Here is a 22178-nt window from a genome sequence, read left to right as displayed (position 1 = left end):
CGGCGCCAGCCGTCACGCCATGGATTCGGCGCGCAAGGACGCCTGCACGGCCGGCCGTGCGCCGACCCGCTGCGCGTACGCCTGCAGCGCCGGCCAGCGACCGAGGTCGATGGCGAAGAACCTGCACCAGCCCAGCACGGTAAAGAGGTAGGCATCGGCGACGCTGAATGACGTGCCCGCCAGATAGTCCTGATGGCGCAAAACGTCGTGCAGGAAATCGAATCGCTTGAACAGCCGGTTGCGGAAATACGCCAGGGTTTCCTCGGGAAGCGCGGCATTGAACAACGGCGCGGAACCGGCGTGGATCTCGCTGGTCACGAAATTCAGCCATTCCTGGAGCCGCACCCGTCCCCATGTACCGGCGCGCGGCGCCAGCCCGCTTTCCGGCTTGAGGTCGGCCAGGTACTGGACGATGGCCGGACCTTCGGTCAGGACCTGGCCGTCGTCCAGTTCCAGCGCGGCCACGTTGCCCTTGGGATTAATGGTGCGGAAATCGCGGCCGTCCGCGGTCTGTTTGGTCCGGTTGTCCACCTTGACGAGATCGAACGGCAGGCCGAGTTCGCGCAACACGATATGGGGCGACAGCGAGCAGGTATGGGGGGCGTAGTACAGCTTCATGGAACTCCTCGGAACGTTGACAGGCAGGCGTGGCACGTTGCCGGCGCCGCATGGCAGTGTCCGCGCCGGGCATCAGCCTGTAAAATTAATGTTCAATTTTCCATGTATTAGCTGAGCTACTGATCGACATGATGAATCTCCTGCACTGGCGCCTGCTGGTCGCCGTGGCCGATGCCGGCAACGTGTCGCGCGGCGCCGAGCGCGTGGGCATCACGCAGTCCGGCGCCAGCCAGGCCATCGCGCAACTGGAAGCGGCGCTGGGATTCCAGGTGTTCACCCGCGAGCGGCGGCGCATCGGCGTCACCGCGCTGGGCGAGCAAGCGATCGGGCACGCCCGTGCGATGGTGGCGCACCTCGATGCGATCCGGGTGCTGTCGGACGACAGCCGGGGCCTCAAAGGCGGGCGCATCCGTCTGGCCTGCTTTCCATCGGTGATCGCGCTGCTGCTGCCTGGACTGCTGCGGGATTTCCGCCGTCGCCATCCCGGCATTGAACTGGTGGTTCTCGAAGGCACGGACGAGGAAGTGGAAGAATGGCTGGACGCCGGCACGGTGGAGCTGGGCGTCGTATTGAATCCCGCGCCGGGCCGCGCCGCGCCGCAGCGATACTGGGACGCGATGCCTGGGTGGCGGTACTGCCTTCCGGTCATCCGCTGGGCCGGCGCGCCAGCGGGAACGGCGTCACCCTCGAGGAAGTGGCCGCCCTGCCCTTCATCCTCGCCACCGGCGGTTGCGCCGAGCACGGACAGGGCCTGGTGGAGCGAGCGGGCCTGCGCCTGCCGGACGTGCGCGTGACCGTGCGCGACTGGGCCAGTGCCTGCATGCTCGTACGCGAGGGCATGGGCGCAGCCCTGGTGCCCGAATCGACGTTGCCGGAAGACCAGCGCGGCCTGCGCGTGATGCAGCTGAGCCCGCCTGTCCACCGCGAGTTCGGCCTGGTCTGCTCCGACGCCGGCAAGGCGTCCCGCCCGGTGCAGGCCCTGCTGGCAGGACTGCGCAAGAACGATTCGGCAACCCGGCGGTCGGGTGGGCACCCCGTGCCCACGCGGAACAGCCTTACTGGTTCTGCAGGAACGTCTTGAGCTTGTCCGAGCGCGACGGCTGGCGCAGCTTGCTCATCGCCTTCGCTTCGATCTGGCGGATGCGTTCGCGGGTCACGTCGAACTGCTTGCCCACTTCTTCGAGCGTGTGGTCGTTCGACATCTCGACGCCGTAGCGCATGCGCAGGACCTTCGCTTCGCGCGGGGTCAGCGAATCCAGCACTTCCTTGATCACGTTGCGCATCGAGGCGTGCAGCGCGGCGTCCAGCGGGGCCAGCGTCGCGTTGTCCTCGATGAAGTCGCCCAACTGCGAATCGCCGTCCTCGCCCATCGGCGTTTCCATCGAAATCGGCTCCTTCGCGATCTTCATGATCTCGCGCACCTTCGATTCCGGCATCTCCATCTTCGTCGCCAGGGTCGCCATGTCCGGCTCGCTGCCCGTTTCCTGCATGATCTGGCGCGAGATGCGGTTCATCTTGTTGATCGTCTCGATCATGTGCACCGGCACGCGGATCGTGCGCGCCATGTCGGCGATCGAACGCGTGATCGCCTGGCGGATCCACCACGTCGCGTACGTCGAGAATTTATAGCCGCGGCGGTATTCGAACTTGTCGACGGCCTTCAGCAGGCCGATGTTGCCTTCCTGGATCAGGTCGAGGAATTGCAGGCCGCGGTTGATGTACTTCTTCGCGATCGAGATCACGAGACGCAAGTTGGCCACGGTCATTTCGCGCTTCGCCGTGCGGGCACGCTTTTCGCCGGCCGCCATCTGGCGGTTGATGGTGCGCAGGTCGGCCAGCGGCAGCGCCACGCGCGCCTGCAGGTCGATCATGCGCTGCTGCAGTTCCAGGATCGCCGGGGCGTTGCGCTTCAGGACGGCGCTGTACGGATACGCGCAGTCGACTTCGCGCTGCACCCACTCGAGGTCCGTCTCGTTGCCCGGGAAGACCTTGATGAAGTGGGCGCGCGGCATGCCGCAGCGGTTCACGCAGATGTCCAGCACGGCGCGTTCGATCGAACGCACTTCGTCCATCTGGTGGCGCAGCGTGTCGCACAGCTTTTCCACGACCTTGGCCGTGAAGCGGATGCCCAGCAGTTCGGTCGAGATCACTTCCTGCGCCGCCGTGTAGGCCGGCGAGCCGTAGCCCTGCGTCTTGAACGCGTGGCCCATCTTGTCGAACTGCTTTTCGATCGTGCTGAACTTGTCGAGCGCGCCCTTCCTCAGCGCGGCCAGCTGCTCGGCCGAATAGCCGGCCGCGGCGCTGCCGCCCGCGCCGCCGTCGTCCTCTTCTTCGCCGACGTCGTCCTCGTCCTCGTCGTCCTCGTCGCCGGCGCTGCTCACGGGTGCGCTCGCGGCGGTGCCTTCGTTCGGATCGATCAGGCCGTCCACGACGTCATCGATCTTGAGCTCGTCCTTGGCGATCTTGTGCGACAGCGCGATGATCTCGGAAATCGTCACCGGGCACGCGGAGATCGCCTGCACCATGTCCTTCAGGCCGTCCTCGATGCGCTTGGCGATGGCGATCTCGCCCTCGCGCGTCAGCAGCGACACGGCGCCCATCTCGCGCATGTACATGCGGACGGGGTCGGTGGTGCGGCCGAAGTCGGAGTCGACCGTCGACAGCGCCGTCGCGGCCGCCGCTTCCACCTCGTCCTCGCTCGTCGGGGTGACGACGGCGTCGGACAGCAGCATCATTTCCGCTTCCGGGGCGCGCTCGTAGACGGCGATGCCCATGTCGTTGAACGTCGCGATGATGCCTTCGATCGCTTCCGGATCGATGATGTTTTCCGGCAGGTGGTCGTTGATCTCCGCATGGGTCAGGTAGCCGCGCTCCTTCCCCATATTGATCAGGTTCTTCAGTTGCTGGCGGCGCTTTTCCAGTTCCTCGCTGGAAAAGCCTTCCGCGGCGCCGAACAGGTTGGCGCCGCCCTTGGCCTTGCGCTCGCGCAGTTTCGACACGGCCTTCAGTTCGGCGCGCTCGACGGCGTTCAGCGCCGCGATCTCGTCGTTCTCCGGCACGAATTCGCTCGGCTTGCGGCCGCGGCGGCCCGGCACTTTCACTTGCGGCAGCAGATAGCCGGACGTGTCGATCGCGGCCAGCGCGGCGGCGTCGGTCGTCGTACTGACGGTGCCGGTCGGCTGGGTGGACGTCGTCGCCGCGGCCGACGGCTCGATGCGGCGCGCGGTGCGGGCGCGCACGACGCGCGCGGCCGGGGCCGGATCCGACGCTTCGGCGGCCTGGACGGCCGGTACTGCGGGCGCGGCGGCAACCGGTTCCGCCACGGCCGGGGCGTCGGCCGGCGTCAAGGCGGCCAGGCGCGACATGCGTTTCTTGACGATGACCGGCGGCGCGGCCGGCGCCGTCGGCGTCGGGAGCGCGCCGTCCGCCTCGTCGAAGGCCACGGCGGCGACGCCCGGCACGATCATCGGTTCGGCGGCGTCGAGGGCGGACACGTCGGCCGGTTCGGCCGCGGCCGGCATGGCGCTGTCCGCGGTCTGCACGTCGGCCGCGACGGCGTCGGACGGTTCCGGCTGCGAGACCTGCCCGGCGTCGGTCTGGACCGCCTTCAGCGACGCCAGGCGCGAACGGGTCTTCACCACCGTCACCTTGGCGGCCGCTTCCGTTTCGAGGAAATACGAAGTCGCGGTCTTCGGCACCGACAGCTGCGCGGTGCTCTTGGCGGGCGCTTTCTTCGCTGTCAGTGTCAGGGTCTTGGCGGTGTTTTTCATATAATTTCTCCAGTCGAGGCGTGGCGCGCGCCTGCGAAGTCAATAACCCACCTGGCCCGCAGTGCGGACCCCGGAGGGCGGGGATGATGGGGATGGCCCGAGAAGGACGGTCTTACCTAAGGGCGGAAACCTGGATATCAAGCACTCCTGGCGCTGCGCCCGCTCGGCGGGCGTCGCACCGGGCAGCCTGGACGGGCTGCGGCACGCGCGCACAAGGGGATCGGGCGGAACGGTGAGTGGTTGAAATAGCGGCTTAGCATGTCGGAACGAAAAAAAGCCCGTCAGACAACGGGCTTGAATCTATTTTCCAGGTGAGAAATAGAGGAGACCTACGCATTATGCGTCAAGGAAATGTTTAGCGATAATTGAAATATCCGATAAGGGATATCACTCAGCCGCATATTTCCTTTTCCTCTTCCAGATCCTGGCTGCGTCGGCGCAAACCGTGCGCAAGGAAAGGGGCGGATGATACACGATTTCTCGGCCGCGCGCCGCTGCACATGCAGGAAATAACAATCATTTGGTCAACAAAACGATCCGTTACACGGCTGAGCGGCGCACGCGCGGGGCGCGGCCATGCTATCCTTCCGCTTCCCGTTCTTACCATGAAGTCAATGAATACGATGAGTCCTGTCGCCGAGCTCCCCGAGGCCACCGAAAACGCCACCCACGCCGTTCCCGACGCGCATCCTGCCGACGGTGCGCCGCAGGCTCCGGTCCCGGAAGCCGACGCGCACGATGCGAGCGCAGCCGCAACCCCGGCCGCCGCCGCGTCGACCGCCGGCGCTGAAGTCCAGTCGCCGCGCGCCCTGCTGAAGCAGCTGCAACAGCAGTTCAAGGCCTTCCGCGACTGCCTGCCGCTGGCGATCGGCATCGACAAGCAGGTGCTGGCCCGCCTGCCCGGCCTGAACCGCAAGACCATGCGCGCCGCGCTGGGCATCCACACTGGCTCGATGCGCTACCTGCGCGCGATGGAAAAGGCCACCCTGCGCTACGACCTGGACGGCAATCCGGGCGCCGAAGTGACGGACACCCACCGCCAGCACGCCAAGGAACTCCTGCAGGAACGCTTCAAGAAGGAAGCCGAGCGCAAGAAGGCCGAGCGCGATGCGGCCGCGGCGGCGGAATCCGACCGCAAGCGCCAGGAAAAGCTGCAGCAGCTGGCATCCAAGTTCGCCAAGCGCTGAGCGGCCCCGGATGAGCGAGGCCGAGGACGACCTCCCCCCTTACCAGGGCATCGCGCTGGCCGATGTGCGCCTCGTCCGTAGCCGCCAGGACGCGGACGGCGCGCTGGCCGCGCTGCTGGCGTCCGACGCGATCGGCTTCGACACGGAGTCGAAACCCACGTTCCAGAAGGGCGAGCAATCGACCGGGCCGCACCTCGTGCAGCTGGCAACGGACGCGCATGCCTACCTGTTCCAGATCGGCATGCGCCGGCCCGCCGCCCGCGCGCCCGATCATGCGGACGGCGCCGCGCCGGAGGATGCCGCGCCGGCGGCCGTCCCCGGCATCGACGTCCTGCGCGCCGTGCTGGAATCGCCCGCGATCCTGAAGGTCGGCTTCGGCCTCGGCGACGACCTGCGCCGCCTGCGCGCCAAACTGGGGATCGAGACGCGCAACGTACTCGACCTCTCCACCGCCCTGCGCCGCGGCGAACGCAACGCGCTGGGCGCCAAGACGGCCGTCGCGCGCTTCTTCGGCCAGCGCCTGCAAAAGTCGCGCAAGATCACGACGACCAACTGGGCGCTGCCGCGCCTGTCCGACAAGCAGATCCTGTACGCGGCGGACGACGCCCACGTGGCCCTGCGCATCTACCGCCACTGGCGCGCGAATCCGCCGCCCCCGCTGCCTTTGACACCGCTCGCCGGCGGCCCGGTGCGGGCAGCGCAGCCGAAGCCGCGTACTTCATAAGATGCGTGCCGCAGTCGCATGCTTGGGCATGCTGCTCGCGCTGGCGGGCTGCTCGCGCCATGACGGCCCCGTCGACGGCGCGGCCGTCTTCAAGACCTGCGCGTCCTGCCACCAGATCGGCCCGAACGCGCGCGGCGGCTTCGGCCCGCAATTGAACGGCCTGTTCGGCCGGCGCGCGGGCACGACGGCCGACTTCGCGTATTCCGACGCCATGAAGGCATCCGGCATCGTCTGGGACGAGCGCACCCTGTCCGCCTTCCTGCGCGATCCGGACAAGACGGTACCCGGCACGAAGATGCGCTTCTGGGGCATCCACGACGACCGCGACCTGGCCGCCCTGCTGGCCTACCTCCGCCGTTGGTAGGGTGGGCATTTGAGGCCGGGGCCTCAAATGAAACGTGCCCACGCGTGAGGTATGCGCTAAGTTAGTGTTTTCGAAAGATTGCGTGACCTGCAAGGCGACGCGGTATCATGCGCCTGGTAAAGTCGTCAACCACAGGAATGCCATGTCCGTCCCGGTTCTCCGCTCCGCCGTGCTCCTCGCCGCCATCCTGCACGCGGCGCCGGCGCCGGCCCAGCCGGAGCGCGGCGTGCCGGACACCCTGGCCCAGCGCGTCGCCGCCTGCACGTCGTGCCACGGCAGCCCGTCCGCACCGCCGCCGACGGCGGGACCGCGCTACTACCCCCGCATCGCCGGCAAGCCGGCCGGCTACCTGTACAACCAGTTGCAGAACTTCCGCGCCGGCCGCCGCCAGTTTCCGCTGATGACGTATATGGTCGCGCCTTTGTCCGACGATTACCTGCGCGAGATCGCCGCGTATTTTTCGACCCAGCACCTGCCCGCGCCCGTGCTGGCGCGCGCGAGCCTGCCGGCGGACCAGCTGGAACGCGGACGCGAACTCGTCACGCGCGGCGACGCGGTGTCGAAGGTGCCGGCCTGCGTCGCCTGCCACGGCCAGCGCCTGACGGGCGCCCTGCCCGCGATCCCGGGCCTGCTGGGCCTGCCGCGCGACTACATCAACGCCCAGTTCGGCGCCTGGCGCAACGGCACCCGGCATGCCAACGCCCCCGACTGCATGGCGACAATCGCCGGCCGGCTGTCGCTGGCGGACGTGGCCGCCGTCTCGGGCTGGCTCGCGAGCGAACCGCTGCCGGACGACGCGGCCCCGGCCCCGGACGTCGCCCACCCGATGCCGCTCGCCTGCGGCAGCGAACCGGAGCGGCCATGAGACGCATCGTCCTCCGGGCTGCCGGTTTGTCGGTTGTGCTGCTGCTGGTGCTGGTGCTGGGCCTGATCGCGCTCGCGTGGCCGCGCGCCGAATTCATCCCGGCGCGGTCGCAGGAGGCGTGGGCGGCGACGCCGGCCAACATCGCCCGGGGCGCCTATCTCGCCCGCGCCGGCGACTGCCTGGCCTGCCACACGGCGCGCGACGGCAAGCCGTACGCGGGGGGCCGCGCGCTCGCGACGCCGTTCGGCACGCTCTACGCCCCGAACATCACGCCGGACGCGGCGACGGGCATCGGCGCCTGGACGGCGGACGACTTCTGGCACGCGCTGCACAACGGCACGGCGCCGGACGGCCGCCTGCTGTATCCCGCGTTCCCGTACACGAACACGACGAAGGTCACGCGCGACGACGCCGACGCGCTGTACGCCTACCTGCGCAGCCTCGCGCCGGTGCGCCTGGCGAATCGCCCGCACGCGTTGCGCTTCCCTTACGACCGGCAGATCGTACTGGCCGGCTGGCGCCTGCTGTACTTCAAGCCGGGCGTGTACGCGCCGCAGCCGGCACGAAGCGCCGCGTGGAACCGCGGCGCCTATCTCGTCGAAGGCCTGGGCCATTGCGCCGCCTGCCACAGCCCGCGCAACGGCCTGGGCGCGACGGGCACGCGGCTGTCCGGCGGCCAGATCGCGACCAGCGGCTGGTACGCGCCCGCGCTGGACGCGGACAACGAAGCCGGCCTCGGCAACTGGGAACAAGCGCATATCGTGCAGCTGCTGCGCACGGGCGTCGCACCGCGCGGCGCCGTCTTCGGCCCGATGGCGGAGGTGGTTGGACAAAGCCTTCAATACCTGACGGAGGCGGATGCGGGCGCGATGGCCGTCTACCTGAAATCCTTGCCGCCCGAACCTGCGCCGCGCCAGCCTGCCGTGCCGCCGCCCGAGGACGTGATGAAGGCGGGCCGCCAACTGTACGCGCATCACTGCGCCGATTGCCACGGCACCGACGGGCGCGGCACCAGCGTGGCCGGCCACCCCGCGTATCCGCCGCTGGCGGGCAATGGCGCGCTGACGATGCGCGACCCCGTCAACGCCATCCGCATCGTGCTGAACGGCGGCTTTCCGCCGGCCACGCGCGGCAATCCGCGGCCGTTCGGCATGCCGCCGTACAGTCCGCAGCTGGACGATGCCGAGGTGGCTGCCGTCGTGACGTACGTCAGGAACAGCTGGGGCAATGCGGCGCCGGTGGTGACGGCGCCGGAGGTCAACCGGTGGCGGGAGGTGCCGCTGGATTGACCAGCGAGCATGCCTGCCGGCGGGCACGGCGACGCCTTCCCCTCCGGACCGCATCGACATGCAAGTCGGGCGTTTTGCATAAATAATGTCCCTTCAGTGCCTGGCTCGTTAAAAACTCACTCAATCACTTCCACCACTCTATTTTTCATGGCGCCATTCCCAATCATAAAATCAACGCGCCCGGAGAACTGATCTGGTTTCTTCCTGCGGACAATTCAGATCACATTGCGGACAACGCCGATGCCGATAAAAACACGGTATGTGCACTCGAATCGCCCGAGCTGGCCTAACTTCTGGCAGCAGATGGCCACTGGAAACTGGGCCGCGGCCATCGATAATCCGAGAAACTGGAACGGCCCCGACCAGACCGACCCACGGCAACAAGATCTTGCGAACCTCCTGGAAACGCAATGACTACAAATCAACTTCCTTCAAATGCCGGCTCGACCAAATGCCACCAGGAAAGAACAACCATGATCAGTTCGAAAAATCTTAAAAAAGCTTTCGCGGCCGGATTGGTTTCATTGGTCATGTCCGCATCGGCTCAGACATCCCCTCCCACGCCAACCCCGTCGGCCTCCACGACGTCACTCGACTGGACGACCGATGGCACCCGTGACAGGCTTGCCTCCGCTGCCCAGATTCTTTTTGGAAGCGAAGAAGGACTTTACATATCGATTCCACGCGAGGAGAACAACCGTAACCTGATCGACTCCCAATTCGAGTTTGCGTTCAAGGGGCGTCCGGAACCGGAAGTCGCCCTGCCGAGTGGCAGGCGATTATTCGCCGGCGCCGACCCGGTGTCAATTTCCGAAAAGGCGCTGGTAGTTACCGATGCGGACCGCTCTACTGTTCGGGCCGTCGCAATGTTTCACTCCGGTTGCGGTGCCACAAAACGGTTTGACAAGAAGGAAAAAAAATGGACCACGTGCCCGCCGCGTCCCGCTTTGACGTTTTTTGTCCGTGACGGCGACAAGCTTGATGACAATGTCCGCAAAGAGGTCGCGAACTGGATTATTGGCCTCGCCAAAGAAAACAACGCGGAAGTCAGTAAATTGACGGTAAAGGCGGATTCAATGTTTATCCGTTCCTTTGGGATCAACGTCAAGAAAATCTCCCGCAAATTCCATTAAGTGAAAGCGCCGGGGAACTTATGCATGGCCTGTCGTCCATCGTGGGCCGGCCGGACCCGATTCAGGACATTAATGCGGAATGGTTCCGTTTGTCGCGCTACCGGCATCTCGATTGGACGTGAAAAACCTCAGGCTAACCTTGACCAGCGTTCGTCGACCGACCGCCCCTATCTATGTCGGATCTCGATATATCGGATCTCGATAAAATGAACGAGAAATTCGTCGGGCGTCATGCCATCAGCTCTTCGAATGGACTGATTCTATTGAGGCGAAATCCGGGAACGCTCGCACATTGCGACAAAATTCATTTTTCTGGAATCGACGGCCAGGCCGGGCGTCCGATCACGATCCCGGTACCGGTCAACCCGGGCTGGCTGATCGCATGATCCTGACGCACCGACAGGCGCCGCGCGGCGCCGGCGCGCTCGGCCGATCTGGCATACTGCGGACATCCACCATCAGGAGACTGGCATGCCGATTTATCGAGTCTGGTACCGCAATAACGAGGAACCGCTGGAATTCGCGACGCCCGGCCGCTGCAGCGAGGCGGAGATGCTCGATCACGTCCTGGAACACGAACGCATCGAACGGGGCGCCCCGGCGACCGTGCCGGAACTCATCGCCAGGCACAACCTGGCGCCCGTGCGCTACACCGAGGATGAAAGCGAGATGAACACGATCGGATAGCAGCACTACCCGATCGCGGTCAGACCATCTCGGCGAAGCCGATCCGGTCCGTCGTCGCGGCGCGCGCGTCGTCGACGCCGACCTTGTGCGCCGCCAGCAGCGCTTCCAGCACGCTGTTCATCGTGTGACAGCCGGGCCCGCGGCCCGCGTTCATGTGCGCGCGGATGGCGCCCAGGTCGCCCTCCTCGATCATCGCGCCGACCGCCGGGCTGAGCGTCAGGCACTCCGTGGCGAGGTGATATCGGTTGCCCTGCTTCGACGGCAGCAGCGCCTGGCACAGCACGCCGCGCAGCGCGTGTGCGAGGGCCTGGCCCTGCGCTTCCGAATTGCCCAGCAGGCGCAGCATCTTCTGCAGCCCGAGTTCCGTCGAGCGCGCATGGAGGGTCGCCAGCACGAGCGGGCCCGACTCGGCCAGCGCCAGCGCTTCCTGGGCCGTCTGGGCGTCGCGGATTTCGCCGATGACGATCACGTCCGGCCGCTCGCGCAGCGCGTCCAGCGCGCCCAGGTAATAGCTTTCGACGTCGCCGTCGACGCCCACCTCGCGCTGCGTGATGATGCATTTGCGCTGCGGGATCAGGGTCTCGACCGGGTCTTCGATGGTGATGATGTGGCCCGAGCGCTGCCGGTTGATCTCGTCGAGGATGGAAGCGATCGTGGTCGACTTGCCCTGGCACGTGTCGCCGATGATCAGGACCAGGCCGCTCGTCAGGCGCGCGAATTCGCGCTCGTCCGCGTGCAGGCCGAGGGTGTCCAGCGCCAGCGGTTCCTTCGGGAAGCGGCGGATCACGCAGCCGAGGCGCTTCTTGCCCTGGAAGCTGAAGCAGTTGGCGCGGATGCGCGCGGTGTGCAGGTCGATCGAGCGGTCGAACGCGCGGTCGACGATGCGCTCGGCCCAGTTCGGCTCGATGACGTCGAAGAATTCTTCCAGCTCTTCCTTCGTGATGGGCGAATCCGTCACGGCCACGAGGCCCTTCGGCTGGCGCAGCATCAGCGGACTGTTCTGGTGGATGATGATGTCGGAAAATACCAGCTTCGAATTCAGCAGGTGCAGGATCTGCTCGACCAGGGTCCCGAACACCGGGTGGTCTTCGTTTTCGATATACGACAGGGTGGGGATCTGCGACGACTGGTGGTGTTCCATCATTCTTCGATGTACCAAACGGGCTCGGATGAGCGATGCGTTGATTATAAAACCAGCATGCTGTCAAAATTCCAACTGGAAAGATATTTTTTCCAAGACCAAGCCCCGGACGTGCCGTCGCCGCCACATCGCGTTGTGTTTTCGCTCATTGTTAGCGCATGACATTTTCGTGTTAGCATCGCCAGAAACCAATAACAGGAGACTACGATGAACCACGATCCACGCCGCATCCCCTTCACGCTCGCCCCGCTCGCGCTGGCCGCCCTGTGCGCGGCGGCACCGGCGCTGGCCCAGCAGACGCCCGAGGCGCGCGCCGCCGACCTCGTCGCGCGCATGACGCTGGAGGAAAAAGCCGCCCAGCTCGGCAACGACGCGCCGGCGATCCCGCGCCTGAAGATCCCGCGCTACAACTGGTGGAACGAGGGCCTGCACGGCGTCGCGCGGGCCGGATACGCGACCGTGTTCCCGCAGGCCGTCGGCATGGCGGCCACGTGGGACGAGACGCTGATGCATGACGTGGGCGACGTCATCGCCACGGAATTCCGCGCCAAGTACATGGCGACCCGATCCCCGGACGGCGGCACGGACTGGTATCGCGGCCTCACCGTGTGGTCGCCCAACATCAACATCTTCCGCGATCCGCGCTGGGGCCGTGGCCAGGAGACGTATGGCGAGGACCCGTACCTCACGTCGCGCATCGCCGTGAACTTCATCCGCGGGCTGCAGGGCGACGATCCTGCCTCGTTCAAGACGATCGCCACCGCCAAGCACTTCGCCGTGCACAGCGGACCGGAATCGAACCGCCACCGCGAAGACGTCCACCCGTCCCCGCACGACCTCGAGGACACGTACCTGCCCGCATTCCGCGCCACCGTCACGGAAGGCAAAGTGGCATCCGTCATGTGCGCCTACAACGCCGTCAACGGCGTCCCCGCGTGCGCCAGCGACGACCTGCTCGATGCGCGCCTGCGCCGCGCCTGGGGGTTCAGCGGCTTCGTCGTGTCGGACTGCGGCGCCGCCGCGAATATCTACCGCGCCGACAGCCTCCATTACACCAGGACGCCAGAACAGGCGGTGGCCGCCGCGTTCACGGCCGGCATGGACCTGATCTGCGGCGACTACCGCAACAAGATGACGACCGAGGCCGGCCCCATCGCGAACGCCGTGCGCCACGGCGAGCTGAAGGAAGCCGTCATCGACCGCGCCCTCGTGCGCCTGTTCGCGGGGCGCATCCGCCTCGGCCTGCTCGACCCGAATCCGCCCAAGGCCTACGCGGGCATCCGGCCCGACGACAACGACACGCCGGCGCACCGCGCCGTCGCCCTCAAGACGGCGCAAGAGGCGATGGTGCTGCTGAAGAACGACGGCCTGCTGCCGCTCAAGAAGGCGCCGCGGACCATCGCCGTCATCGGCCCGAACGCGGACAGCGAGGATGCGCTGGTCGGCAATTACAACGGCCAGCCGTCCCACCCCGTGACCGTGCTCGCGGGCATCCGCGCCCGCTTCCCGGATGCGCAGATCCTGTACGCGCCGGGCACGGGCCTCGTCGGCCCGGCCGAGCCGCCGGTGCCGGACGCCAGCCTGTGCGTCGATGCCGCGTGCCGCACGCCCGGCCTCGCGGCCGAACACTTCGCCGGTCCGGACCTGACGGGCGCCGCGCACGGCGCCACGGAAACCAATGCCCGCGCCGCGTGGCAGGACGGCGGCCGCAATGCGTCCACGCGCTGGACCGGCTACCTGAAGGCGCCGCGCACCGGCGACTACAGCCTGCGCTTCCTGAGCAATGCCGGCTACCGCATCTGGGTCGACGGCAAGCTCGTCGTGGATGCGTGGGACGTCGTGGACTCGCCTTCGATCGCGGCCGGCAAGGCGACGCTGCAGGCGGGACGCACGTATCCGCTCAGGATCGAGGCCGTGCAGCGCGGCGCGCGCGGCGACCAGAAACTCGTGTGGAGCACGCCGGTCGACGGCGGCAAGGAGGCCGTCGCCCTGGCCCGCCGCGCGGACCTGGTCGTGTACGTCGCGGGCCTGTCGGCCAACCTGGAGGGCGAGGAACTCAAGCTGCAGGTGCCCGGTTTCATGGGCGGCGACCGCACCAGCCTGGACCTGCCCGCGCCGCAGGAACGCCTGCTGGAACAGGTCGTCGCGGCCGGCAAGCCGACCGTGCTCGTGCTGATGAGCGGCAGCGCGCTGGCCGTCAACTGGGCCGACAAGCACGTGCCCGCGATTATCCAGGCCTGGTATCCGGGCGGCGAAGGCGGCCACGCCGTGGCCGGCCTGATCGCCGGCGACTACAGCCCGGCCGGGCGTCTGCCCGTCACGTTCTACCGCGGCGTGGACGACCTGCCCGCGTTCGGCGACTACCGCATGATTGGGCGCACCTACCGCTATTTCAAGGGCCAGGTGCTGTACCCGTTCGGCCACGGCCTGTCGTACACGACGTTCCGCTACGGTACGCCGGCGCTGTCGGCGCCGTCCATCGCGGCCGGCGCGCCCGTCGATGTAGACGTCGAGGTGGCCAACACGGGCAAGCGTGACGGCGACGAAGTCGTCCAGCTGTACGTGGCCAAGCCGGGCGACGCCGCCAATCCGACGCTCGCGGCGTTCCGCCGCGTGCACCTGAAGGCGGGCGAGCGCACCCGGGTCGCGCTGGCCCTCGATGCGCGCGCGCTGTCGCAGGTCGACGCGGCCGGCGCGCGCAAGGTGATGCCGGGTACGTACACGATCTACCTGGGCGGCGGCCAGCCGGGCCACGCGCAGACCGTCAAGGCGGCGCTCGCGGTGACGGGGGCGCCCTCCGCATTGCCGAAATAAGTCCTGGCCCGATGTGCCGTATGCCGTCGTCCCCGCGCAGGCGGGAACGACGAGCTAATAACGTGCCGACGACGCGCTGATGCCTCGCTGACGGCGGGATGACGACCTGACGAACGCCGCCGGAACATATGCAGTTCACCCCGCGAGCATGCAGTCCGGTCCGGTTTTCGTGCGGCCTGTCGCAAACCGGTATCGTGACGCCCGCCTCGCGCTTACGATGTACCCATCGAGAACATCCACGTACTCAGGAGAACATCATGATCGACAATAAAACCCGCCGCCTCGTCATCGCCGCCTGCGCCCTCGCCTGCATCGCCGTCGCGCCGCAAGCCATCGCTGGCGACTGGAGCTGGGGCAAGAGCGAACAGGTGCAAGGCAGCGGCAAGATCCAGCACCAGGCGCGCGACGTCGCCCATTTCGACGGGGTCGCGATGTCCCTGCCAGGCAATGTCGAGATCAAGAGCGGCAGCGGCCGCGAAGGTCTCACCATCGACGCGGACGACAACCTGCTGCCACTGATCGAGACCGTCGTCGAGGACGGCACGCTGAAGATCCGGGCAAAACACAACGCGAACCTGCGCACCCGCAACCTGAAAATCGTCGTGCAGGCGCGCAGCGTCGACCGCCTCGTGCTGGGCGGCTCGGGCAATATCGATGCCGACGTCGTGCACGGCGGCCGCGTCAAGTTCGACGTGGGCGGCTCGGGCGCCATCAAGGTCGGCCGCGTCGAGGGCGATACCGTCAACGTCGCCCTCGGCGGGAGCGGCGACCTCAAGGTGGCCGGCGGCACGGCGCGCAGCACGTCGATCTCGATCGGCGGCTCCGGCACCGTCGACCTGGCCCATGTGCGCGCCGACAACGCCAGCGTCACCGTGGCGGGCTCCGGCAACGTGACCTTGTGGGTGAAGGAGAGCCTGGGCCTGACGGTGGCCGGCTCCGGGGACGTCAGTTACTACGGCGATCCGCACGTGACCCGGTCCGTGGTCGGATCGGGCAATGTGCGCCGGCTGGGCGCGGCGCCGCGCTGATCGTAGGGTGGGCACCCCGTGCCCACGTGACCTTCGACGTGGCGTCAACGTCAACGTCACGCGTGGGCACAGGGTGCCCACCCTACCGCTGCCGCTGAACGGCCGCACGGACCGCGCCGTGCACGCTACAGGTCCCAACGCACCTCGGCCACCACGGTCCGCTGCGTGTACGGGTGAAACGCCCAGTACTTGCGGTCGTTGAGGTTGTCCACCCCGAGCGCCGCGCTCCACTGGCGGTCGAAGCGATAGCGCAGCCGCGTATCGACCACGAGGTAATCCGACGTTCCCATGTACGCATTGCCGTTCGGGTCGCTGTTGTCCAGCGTCGAGTACTGGCGGCCGCTGTAGCGGGCCCCGAGGGTGGCCGTCCACTTGTCGTTCGCCTTCCACGTCGCCAGCATCGTCGCGCGCCAGCGCGGCACGCGCGGCTGCCACTTGCCCACGCTTGCCGGAAAGCCCGCGTTCTCCGTGATGATGGAGTCGGCAAACGTCAGGCTGGACGACAGCCCGAATCCCTGCACGCCGACGTCGTCCGCCTGCGCCGCCACTTCGAGGCCGTCCGTGCGGATGCGGCCCACGTTCTGCACCGTGTTCACGGTCGTCCCGCCGCTCACCAGCAGCGGCTGCGAATACAGCGCGTCGCGCGTCGTCTCGCGGAACAGCGTCACGCGCAGCGAGCCTTTGTCGCCGAGCGTCTCGGCCGACAGCTCGCTCGTCCACGACTTTTCCGCCTTCAGGTGCGGATTGCCGTTGACGATCGCATTGTCGACGATGGCCCCTTGAAACAGCTCGGCCGCCGTCGGATCGCGTACCGCGCGGCCCGTCGATGCCTTCAATGTCCAGTCCGGGCTCGCGCGCCACGCCAGCGCGGCCTTGGGCGACCATGCCGTCTCGCTGCGGTCCGGGAACGGCAGCGGCGCCGCCAGCACGGCGTTCGACAGCTCGCCGCCATACGCGCGCCACCGCTCGAAGCGCGCACCCAGCGTGGCGCGCCAGGCGTCGGCGATGCGCCAGCTGTCCTGCGCGTACAGGCTTTCCAGCCAGGTGTTCCCGTTGAAGATGGAGACCTGCCGGCCGTCGCCCGCGTGCAGCCAGTCCGTGCCGCTGCCGAACACGCGGGTGCGCAGCCGGGCGTGATCGGACTGCAGCCCGAATTCGACCGTGTGGCCGGTCAGCGCGCCGGCATCCGGCCGCCAGATGCCTTTCAATGCCAGCGTGTTCCAGCCGCTGCCGTGCATGTCCGTGACCTGGCCGGCGCCGTTCGTGTCCGCATCCGGCACCGGCACCGTCGGCGTGCGCACGAGATCGCGCGCGTAGTCGTAGACGCTGGCGGCGATCTCCCAGTCGAACGTGGCGCGGCTGTGCTTCTTGAGCGACAGCCCGTGCAGCGCATGCTCCAGCGTGCCGCGGCTGGGCGCGAAGTCGGACGCCTTGATGTCGTACGCGCGGCCGTCGATGTTCACGCGGGGCGCCGTGACGACGGGGTTGCCGGCCGCGTCGCGCAGGTACGATTCGGCCGTGCGCGCGGCATCGTTGCGCCACCAGCCGAACGTGTAGCTGGCGCGCAGCGTCGGCGTGATGTCCCAGGCGAGCTTGAATTTCGCGTGGTCCTGCACCGTGCGCGTCCGGCTCGTCGCACCCAGCAGCCACCAGTCCTTGTCCGACGGATTGCGGCCCGCGACGGCGCCCGTCACCGGGATGCCGCCGCCGTTCGGGATGCCGCTGGACAGCAGCCTGTTGGCGAACGCGATCGGCTGCGCGTCGCTGTTCATGCGCGACACGTCGATCCACCACGACCACGCGCCGCTGCGGTCGCCCAGCGCCGCGCTGCCCTGCCAGCCGTCGTAGCGGTCGTCCGTGCGGTACAGTTTGAAACCCTGCGAGTAGCCGGACAGCTTGACGTGGGCTTCGCGCTTCGTCGGCATGCGGGTCTGGAAGTCGACGACGGCGCCGACCGAGTTGCCCGGATACGCGGCCGCGAACGGGCCGTAGAGCACGTCGACGCGTTCGATCTCGTCGGGCGTGACGAGGCCCCAGCGCGGCGTGTACGAGGCGCCGTTGCCGAGCAGGTTCGAGAGCAGGATGCCGTCCGCGTACACGAGCGAGCGCGCGCTGTTGCCCGTGCCGGACGCGCGGCTCGCGAGCACGGCGTGGTCGTAGTCGCCCGTGTAGCGCTTGCGGACGTTCAGGCTGGGCAGGTATTTCAGCGCGTCCTCGCTGTCGAACGCGTTGATCCGCTCCTCGACCTGGGCACCGGTGATGCCTTCGATCGTCGTCGGGATCTGCGCGGGCAGCGACGTCGGGCGGCCGCCCGACACGATCACGGTGTTCAGGTGCGTGTCGTCGGCGTGGGCATGCGCGGACGCGCCGAGGCACGCCCATGCGGCGAGCGCAAGGCGATGATGTCGATGTCGCATGCCCACCTCAATGGTGGTGCATCGGCATCGCCATATCGGCGGGCACCACGTCCATCACGGGCGCGGGCGTCTTCGATGCGGCATCGCCGGCCCAGTCCACGCGGCCCTTCTCGCACTGCTGGCCGACCTTGAACACGTAGCGGCCCGGCGCGTCCGGCAGCCTGGCCTGCAGCGTGAATTCATCGTAGTACGCGTCCGGCAGCGGGCCGCCGCGCCAGGTGATCTCGCGCACGGCGCTCGTGATCGTCTTCCCGTGCATGCGCAGCGGCGCCGCGAGCTTGCCGTCGACGAGGTTGATGGTCCAGCCCGGCTTGGGCATGGGCTTCGCCGTCACGCCATCGGGCAACGACACCGTGATGCCGGTGGTGGCGCTGCCGTCGCAGCCGTGGCCGACCTTGAAGACGAGCGTCTGGTAGGCGCCCGCCGGCGCGCTGGCCGGCGCGACGGTGATATGGGCGTGCGCCAGCGGCGCCGCGAACAAGGCGGCGATCCAATATGCTTTCATCGTGTGCTCCCGTCAGTGCGCGGCGGTGTAGGTAAGCGGTTTGACCGGCACCTGCACGGTGACGTTCTCGCGCTTTTTATCGGCCCCGACGAAGGTCAAGGTCAGCGGCACCTGCTCGCCGTCCTTGAGCTGGCGCTTCAGGTCGAACAGCATGACGTGGTAGCCGCCGGATGCCAGGTTGACGGTCTGGCCGGCCGGCAGGTCGATGCCGTCGACCTTTTGCATGCGCATGGTCTGGCCTTCCATGCCCATCTGGTGGACTTCGGCGCGGCCCGCGACGGGGGTCTGGACGCCGACGAGGCGCGTGGCCGTGGCGGAACGCAGCTGCATGAAGGCGCCGGCCGTCTTCTGGGCCGGCACGGTGGCGCGGATCCACGGATCGCCGACGGTCACCTGGGCGAACGCGGCGGACGTAAACAGGCTGGCCGCGGCCAGTACGAGGAATTTGCTATACATGACTTTACCTGACTAAAAGTGAATGGCGGCGCACAGGCACCGGGACAAAGGTCAGGCAAAGGATGGGGGACCGCGCGGGACGGCCGCCAGCCAGACGGCCAGCGGACGGGGCGCGTGATGGAACAGGAAAGGACGGGGCGCCGTGCCGTGCACGAGCGCCAGCGGCGGATGCGCGGGCGGCGGCATGCCGTGGCTGCCCGCGTGGGCGAGGCAATAGCCGCAGTCGCCCAGCAGGCCCATGCCGCGATGTTCGTCCTGCATGAGCAGCGCGGCCGCGGCCGCGAACGGCGCGCCGCCATCGACGCTGCAGACGTCGATCGGGATCGCCGGCCGGCGCGCGGCCAGCGCATGCGAGACCGTAGGCGCGAGCGCGTTCAGCAGCACTGCGAACAGTGCCAGCCAGATGAAGCGCATGCGTTTTATCGAACGAATCGGCATGATCCGATTATAGCCGCGTATGCACGCCATGGCGCACACGCGGCCCCGGACAAATTGTCCGATCAGCGCTCGGCCATGAGGATCTCGCGCTCGACCTGCACGGTCTGCTGCCCGTCCGTCAGCCACACCTGGCCGTCCTGGATCGTGCATTGCAGCTGCATCGAGCGCTGCGCCATCTGCTCGAGCTGGGCGCTGGTTTCCGCCGGAATGTTAATGATGGAAATTTTCTTCGTACGTTCGAGCTTGCTGGCCAGGCCCTTGAACCAGATGTTGCTGGTGGCGCTGTAGCAGTACACGACCACGTGTTCGGCGCGGCCGGCCGCCTTCATGAGGCGGCGTTCGTCGGGCTGGCCGACCTCGATCCAGAGGTCGATCGCGCCCGTCAGGTCCTTGAGCCACAGTGCGGGCTCCTCGACGTCGAACAGGTCCTTGCCGTAGGTAAGCTGAGGGTCGGCGTGCAGGGCGAAGGCGAGCAGGCGGATCATCACCCGCTCGTCGGTTTCGGAAGGATGCCGCGCGATGGTGAGCGCGTGCTCCTGGTAGTAGTTGCGGTCCATGTCCGCAATGCTCAGGTCTGCCTTGTAAATCGTTGCTTTCAGGGCCATTGAAGCCAGTCTTTCAATCTAAAGTGGTCAGCTGAACACGACGGTCTTGTCGCCGTTCAGCAGGATGCGGTGTTCCACGAACCACTTGACCGCGCGGGCCAGCACGACGCTCTCGACGTCGCGGCCGATCGCCGTCAGCTGATCCACGCTCATGGCGTGGTCGACGCGCTCGACGTCCTGCTCGATGATCGGGCCCTCGTCCAGGTCGCCCGTGACGAAGTGGGCCGTCGCGCCGATCAGCTTGACGCCGCGCTTGTGCGCCTGCGCATACGGACGCGCGCCCTTGAAGCTGGGCAGGAACGAATGGTGGATATTGATCGCCCTGCCCTTCAAGGCTTCGCACAGTCCCGGCGACAGGATCTGCATGTAGCGCGCCAGCACGACCAGGTCGATGCGGTGGGTGTCGAGCAGGTCGATGATGCGCGCCTCCTGGGCGAGCTTGGCCGATTCGCCGGCACCCGCCTCGAGCGGCAAGTGGTGGAAAGGGATATTGTAACTGGCCGCGAGCTGGTAGAAGTCCATGTGGTTCGACACGATGGCCGGAATCTCCACCGGCAGCAGGCCGCTGCGGTAGCGGAACAGCAGGTCGTTGAGGCAATGGCCGATCTTGGACACCATGATCAGCACGCGCGGTTTGCGCCTCGCGTCCTGCAGCGCGCCCTCGGCACCCAGGTCGGCGCACAGCGAGCCGAAGCCGGCACGCAGCAGTTCGTCGGACATCGCGTCGTCTTCCAGCGCGAAGTGGACGCGCATGAAGAACAGTTTCGATTCCGGATCGCCGAACTGGGCCGAGTCGATGATGTTGCAGCCGTGTTCGGCCAAAAAACCGGACACGCGCAGCACGATGCCGCGGTGATCCAGGCAGGACAAGGTCAGGATATATTCTGGATACATTGCTAAATACTTCAGAATGGTTGAGGTTGACTGATCCGGCACATTGTCGCATGGATTGCCAATCCGCCATTTCCCCAAACCGGGGTCAGAGCCCGATTTAAAGACATTGCCAAAAACCGGGCTCTGACCCCGGTTGGCAAAAGGAGACGCACATGACCCCAATGAACCGGCAATTCCGCCTCGCCGCGCGCCCCGTCGGCCTGCCGAAGGCCAGCGACTGGCAATTGACCGAGGAACCGCTCGCCCCGCTGCAGGACGGCGAGGTGCGCGTGCGCGTGCTGTACCTGTCGCTCGATCCGGCCATGCGCGGCTGGATGAACGAAGGTAAATCGTATATCCGGCCGGTCGCCATCGGCGAGGTGATGCGCGCGGGCGGCGTCGGCGTCGTCGAGGCATCCAGCTCGCCGCACGTCGCCGTGGGCGACCACCTGGCCGGCACCTTCGGCGTGCAGCAGTACTGGACGGGCCCCGTCGACGTCAAGGCGGCCGCGGCCATGAAGATCGATCCCGCGCTCGCCCCACTGCCGGCCTGGCTGAACGTATTGGGCATGCCCGGCATGACGGCCTACTTCGGCCTCACCGACATCGGCCAGCCGAAAGCCGGGGAGACGGTCGTCGTCTCGGCGGCCGCGGGCGCCGTCGGCGCGACGGTGGGCCAGGTGGCGAAGCAGCTCGGGTGCCGCGTGGTCGGCATCGCCGGCGGGCCCGATAAATGCCGCTACGTCGTCGACGAGCTGGGCTTCGACGCCTGCATCGACTACAAGGCGGGTCCCGTCGCGGCTGGCCTCAAGGAACATTGTCCGCAGGGCGTGGACGTCTATTTCGACAACGTGGGCGGCGACATCCTCGACGCCGTGCTGGCGCGCATCAACCTCAAGGCCCGCATCGTGATCTGCGGCGCCATCTCGCAGTACAACAACACGACGCCCGTGCGCGGGCCGGCCAACTACCTGGCGCTGCTCGTGAACCGGGCCCGCATGGAAGGCATGGTGGTCTTCGACTATGCGCCGCGCTATCCGGAAGGCGTGCAGCGCCTCGGCGCCTGGCTGCGCGACGGCGCGATCAAGAGCCGCGAACACGTGGTCGAAGGGCTCGACCGGTTCCCCGACGCGTTGACGATGCTGTTCGAAGGGAAGAACTTCGGAAAACTGGTGCTCAAGATCGCCGACGACATCCACTGAAACCAGCCGCACGCCGCCGGAACCATTTCATTTCCCGCCTCTCTAAACTCACGAGCGCATCC

At 67.2% G+C, this 22178-nt stretch carries 21 protein-coding genes and 1 pseudogene; 13 read left to right on the top strand and 9 right to left on the bottom strand.

Going from position 1 to position 22178, the window contains the following annotated elements:
• Positions 1-12: 12 nt before the first annotated feature.
• Positions 13-618, bottom strand: a complete 606-nt coding sequence (gene gstA / locus ACEN9Q_RS05970) for a glutathione transferase GstA (protein WP_495627673.1) — start codon at positions 616-618, stop codon at positions 13-15.
• Positions 619-746: 128 nt separating this feature from the next.
• On the opposite strand from gstA, the pseudogene ACEN9Q_RS05965 reads away from it, so the two are divergent.
• Both ACEN9Q_RS05965 and ACEN9Q_RS05960 read left to right on the top strand, forming a co-directional pair.
• Positions 747-1139 (top strand): annotated as a pseudogene (locus ACEN9Q_RS05965) (LysR family transcriptional regulator); the annotation flags it as partial.
• Between the two features lie 11 nt (positions 1140-1150).
• Positions 1151-1699, top strand: coding sequence for a LysR family transcriptional regulator substrate-binding protein (locus tag ACEN9Q_RS05960; protein ID WP_495627672.1), 549 nt, complete (start codon positions 1151-1153; stop codon positions 1697-1699).
• Here ACEN9Q_RS05960 and rpoD read toward each other — a convergent pair.
• Entirely contained in the window at positions 1674-4388 is a 2715-nt protein-coding gene (gene rpoD, locus ACEN9Q_RS05955) for an RNA polymerase sigma factor RpoD (protein WP_495627671.1), read from the bottom strand. The two genes, ACEN9Q_RS05960 and rpoD, sit on opposite strands and share 26 nt — an antisense overlap.
• A gap of 614 nt (positions 4389-5002) precedes the next feature.
• Between rpoD and ACEN9Q_RS05950 the strand changes: the two genes are divergently transcribed.
• From ACEN9Q_RS05950 to ACEN9Q_RS05915, 8 genes are all read left to right on the top strand, one after another.
• The gene (locus tag ACEN9Q_RS05950; RefSeq protein ID WP_082548416.1) at positions 5003-5575 is read left to right on the top strand and encodes a ProQ/FINO family protein; all 573 of its coding nucleotides are present in this window, start codon (positions 5003-5005) and stop codon (positions 5573-5575) included.
• Between the two features lie 10 nt (positions 5576-5585).
• Entirely contained in the window at positions 5586-6299 is a 714-nt protein-coding gene (locus tag ACEN9Q_RS05945) for a 3'-5' exonuclease (protein WP_495627670.1), read from the top strand.
• Positions 6300-6327: 28 nt separating this feature from the next.
• Complete coding sequence (locus tag ACEN9Q_RS05940) at positions 6328-6663, top strand: c-type cytochrome (RefSeq protein ID WP_495627669.1); 336 nt, start codon at positions 6328-6330, stop codon at positions 6661-6663.
• A 142-nt stretch (positions 6664-6805) separates the two neighbouring features.
• A complete protein-coding gene (locus ACEN9Q_RS05935; protein WP_495627668.1) occupies positions 6806-7528 on the top strand; it encodes a c-type cytochrome in 723 nt (240 codons plus the stop codon).
• Positions 7525-8817: a c-type cytochrome gene (locus tag ACEN9Q_RS05930; RefSeq protein WP_495627667.1), complete on the top strand. Its 1293-nt coding sequence runs from the start codon at positions 7525-7527 to the stop codon at positions 8815-8817. Before ACEN9Q_RS05935 ends, ACEN9Q_RS05930 begins: the two co-directional genes overlap by 4 nt.
• Positions 8818-9290: 473 nt before the next feature.
• Entirely contained in the window at positions 9291-9950 is a 660-nt protein-coding gene (locus ACEN9Q_RS05925) for a hypothetical protein (protein ID WP_495627666.1), read from the top strand.
• A 206-nt stretch (positions 9951-10156) separates the two neighbouring features.
• The gene (locus ACEN9Q_RS05920) at positions 10157-10336 is read left to right on the top strand and encodes a hypothetical protein (RefSeq protein ID WP_495627665.1); all 180 of its coding nucleotides are present in this window, start codon (positions 10157-10159) and stop codon (positions 10334-10336) included.
• Positions 10337-10421: 85 nt separating this feature from the next.
• Positions 10422-10637, top strand: a complete 216-nt coding sequence (locus ACEN9Q_RS05915; RefSeq protein WP_495627664.1) for a hypothetical protein — start codon at positions 10422-10424, stop codon at positions 10635-10637.
• A gap of 19 nt (positions 10638-10656) precedes the next feature.
• Here ACEN9Q_RS05915 and ACEN9Q_RS05910 read toward each other — a convergent pair whose 3' ends face one another.
• Positions 10657-11778 (bottom strand): type IV pilus twitching motility protein PilT, encoded by a 1122-nt coding sequence (locus ACEN9Q_RS05910; protein WP_056450868.1) that lies wholly within the window; start codon positions 11776-11778, stop codon positions 10657-10659.
• A 207-nt stretch (positions 11779-11985) separates the two neighbouring features.
• Between ACEN9Q_RS05910 and ACEN9Q_RS05905 the strand changes: the two genes are divergently transcribed.
• Positions 11986-14592 (top strand): glycoside hydrolase family 3 protein, encoded by a 2607-nt coding sequence (locus tag ACEN9Q_RS05905; protein WP_495627663.1) that lies wholly within the window; start codon positions 11986-11988, stop codon positions 14590-14592.
• A 257-nt stretch (positions 14593-14849) separates the two neighbouring features.
• On the top strand, positions 14850-15620 hold the full coding sequence (locus ACEN9Q_RS05900) for a head GIN domain-containing protein (RefSeq protein WP_495627662.1): 771 nt from the start codon (positions 14850-14852) through the stop codon (positions 15618-15620).
• 125 nt (positions 15621-15745) lie between these two features.
• Here the strand turns inward: ACEN9Q_RS05900 and ACEN9Q_RS05895 are convergent, their stop codons facing one another.
• The 6 genes from ACEN9Q_RS05895 to purU all read right to left on the bottom strand — a co-directional run bounded on the left by ACEN9Q_RS05895 (position 15746) and on the right by purU (position 20935).
• Positions 15746-18037, bottom strand: a complete 2292-nt coding sequence (locus tag ACEN9Q_RS05895) for a TonB-dependent receptor (RefSeq protein ID WP_495627661.1) — start codon at positions 18035-18037, stop codon at positions 15746-15748.
• 7 nt (positions 18038-18044) lie between these two features.
• Positions 18045-18542, bottom strand: coding sequence for a YcnI family copper-binding membrane protein (locus tag ACEN9Q_RS05890; RefSeq protein ID WP_495627660.1), 498 nt, complete (start codon positions 18540-18542; stop codon positions 18045-18047).
• 12 nt (positions 18543-18554) lie between these two features.
• Complete coding sequence (locus ACEN9Q_RS05885) at positions 18555-18998, bottom strand: copper chaperone PCu(A)C (protein WP_056450854.1); 444 nt, start codon at positions 18996-18998, stop codon at positions 18555-18557.
• Positions 18999-19049: 51 nt separating this feature from the next.
• Positions 19050-19412 carry a DUF2946 domain-containing protein gene (locus tag ACEN9Q_RS05880; RefSeq protein ID WP_056450850.1) on the bottom strand — a complete coding sequence of 121 codons (363 nt, stop codon included), beginning with the start codon at positions 19410-19412 and terminating at the stop codon, positions 19050-19052.
• A gap of 86 nt (positions 19413-19498) precedes the next feature.
• Positions 19499-20041, bottom strand: a complete 543-nt coding sequence (locus ACEN9Q_RS05875) for a YaeQ family protein (RefSeq protein WP_056450847.1) — start codon at positions 20039-20041, stop codon at positions 19499-19501.
• A 27-nt stretch (positions 20042-20068) separates the two neighbouring features.
• A complete protein-coding gene (gene purU / locus ACEN9Q_RS05870; RefSeq protein ID WP_056450844.1) occupies positions 20069-20935 on the bottom strand; it encodes a formyltetrahydrofolate deformylase in 867 nt (288 codons plus the stop codon).
• Between the two features lie 152 nt (positions 20936-21087).
• Here purU and ACEN9Q_RS05865 point away from each other — a divergent pair, with 152 nt between their 5' ends.
• Positions 21088-22116, top strand: a complete 1029-nt coding sequence (locus ACEN9Q_RS05865; protein ID WP_495627659.1) for an NADP-dependent oxidoreductase — start codon at positions 21088-21090, stop codon at positions 22114-22116.
• The last annotated feature ends 62 nt before the right edge of the window (positions 22117-22178 follow it).

This window comes from Massilia sp. Masssp93 (assembly GCF_059491295.1).
The sequence above is the reverse complement of the archived record's forward strand: the minus strand, read 5'-3'. Positions and strand labels throughout refer to the sequence as shown.

Excerpts from the sequence above, each read along its gene's own strand:
- ACEN9Q_RS05950 (WP_082548416.1), top strand. The coding sequence starts at position 5,003 with ATGAATACGATGAGTCCTGTCGCCGAGCTCCCCGAGGCCACCGAAAAC.
- ACEN9Q_RS05865 (WP_495627659.1), top strand. The coding sequence starts at position 21,088 with ATGACCCCAATGAACCGGCAATTCCGCCTCGCCGCGCGCCCCGTCGGC.
- ACEN9Q_RS05935 (WP_495627668.1), top strand. The coding sequence starts at position 6,806 with ATGTCCGTCCCGGTTCTCCGCTCCGCCGTGCTCCTCGCCGCCATCCTG.
- ACEN9Q_RS05880 (WP_056450850.1), bottom strand. The coding sequence starts at position 19,412 with ATGCGCTTCATCTGGCTGGCACTGTTCGCAGTGCTGCTGAACGCGCTC.
- ACEN9Q_RS05895 (WP_495627661.1), bottom strand. The coding sequence starts at position 18,037 with ATGCGACATCGACATCATCGCCTTGCGCTCGCCGCATGGGCGTGCCTC.
- ACEN9Q_RS05925 (WP_495627666.1), top strand. The coding sequence starts at position 9,291 with ATGATCAGTTCGAAAAATCTTAAAAAAGCTTTCGCGGCCGGATTGGTT.
- ACEN9Q_RS05885 (WP_056450854.1), bottom strand. The coding sequence starts at position 18,998 with ATGTATAGCAAATTCCTCGTACTGGCCGCGGCCAGCCTGTTTACGTCC.
- ACEN9Q_RS05930 (WP_495627667.1), top strand. The coding sequence starts at position 7,525 with ATGAGACGCATCGTCCTCCGGGCTGCCGGTTTGTCGGTTGTGCTGCTG.
- ACEN9Q_RS05920 (WP_495627665.1), top strand. The coding sequence starts at position 10,157 with ATGAACGAGAAATTCGTCGGGCGTCATGCCATCAGCTCTTCGAATGGA.
- ACEN9Q_RS05890 (WP_495627660.1), bottom strand. The coding sequence starts at position 18,542 with ATGAAAGCATATTGGATCGCCGCCTTGTTCGCGGCGCCGCTGGCGCAC.
- ACEN9Q_RS05910 (WP_056450868.1), bottom strand. The coding sequence starts at position 11,778 with ATGGAACACCACCAGTCGTCGCAGATCCCCACCCTGTCGTATATCGAA.
- purU (WP_056450844.1), bottom strand. The coding sequence starts at position 20,935 with ATGTATCCAGAATATATCCTGACCTTGTCCTGCCTGGATCACCGCGGC.
- gstA (WP_495627673.1), bottom strand. The coding sequence starts at position 618 with ATGAAGCTGTACTACGCCCCCCATACCTGCTCGCTGTCGCCCCATATC.
- ACEN9Q_RS05940 (WP_495627669.1), top strand. The coding sequence starts at position 6,328 with ATGCTGCTCGCGCTGGCGGGCTGCTCGCGCCATGACGGCCCCGTCGAC.
- rpoD (WP_495627671.1), bottom strand. The coding sequence starts at position 4,388 with ATGAAAAACACCGCCAAGACCCTGACACTGACAGCGAAGAAAGCGCCC.
- ACEN9Q_RS05915 (WP_495627664.1), top strand. The coding sequence starts at position 10,422 with ATGCCGATTTATCGAGTCTGGTACCGCAATAACGAGGAACCGCTGGAA.
- ACEN9Q_RS05960 (WP_495627672.1), top strand. The coding sequence starts at position 1,151 with ATGGCTGGACGCCGGCACGGTGGAGCTGGGCGTCGTATTGAATCCCGC.
- ACEN9Q_RS05900 (WP_495627662.1), top strand. The coding sequence starts at position 14,850 with ATGATCGACAATAAAACCCGCCGCCTCGTCATCGCCGCCTGCGCCCTC.
- ACEN9Q_RS05905 (WP_495627663.1), top strand. The coding sequence starts at position 11,986 with ATGAACCACGATCCACGCCGCATCCCCTTCACGCTCGCCCCGCTCGCG.
- ACEN9Q_RS05945 (WP_495627670.1), top strand. The coding sequence starts at position 5,586 with ATGAGCGAGGCCGAGGACGACCTCCCCCCTTACCAGGGCATCGCGCTG.
- ACEN9Q_RS05875 (WP_056450847.1), bottom strand. The coding sequence starts at position 20,041 with ATGGCCCTGAAAGCAACGATTTACAAGGCAGACCTGAGCATTGCGGAC.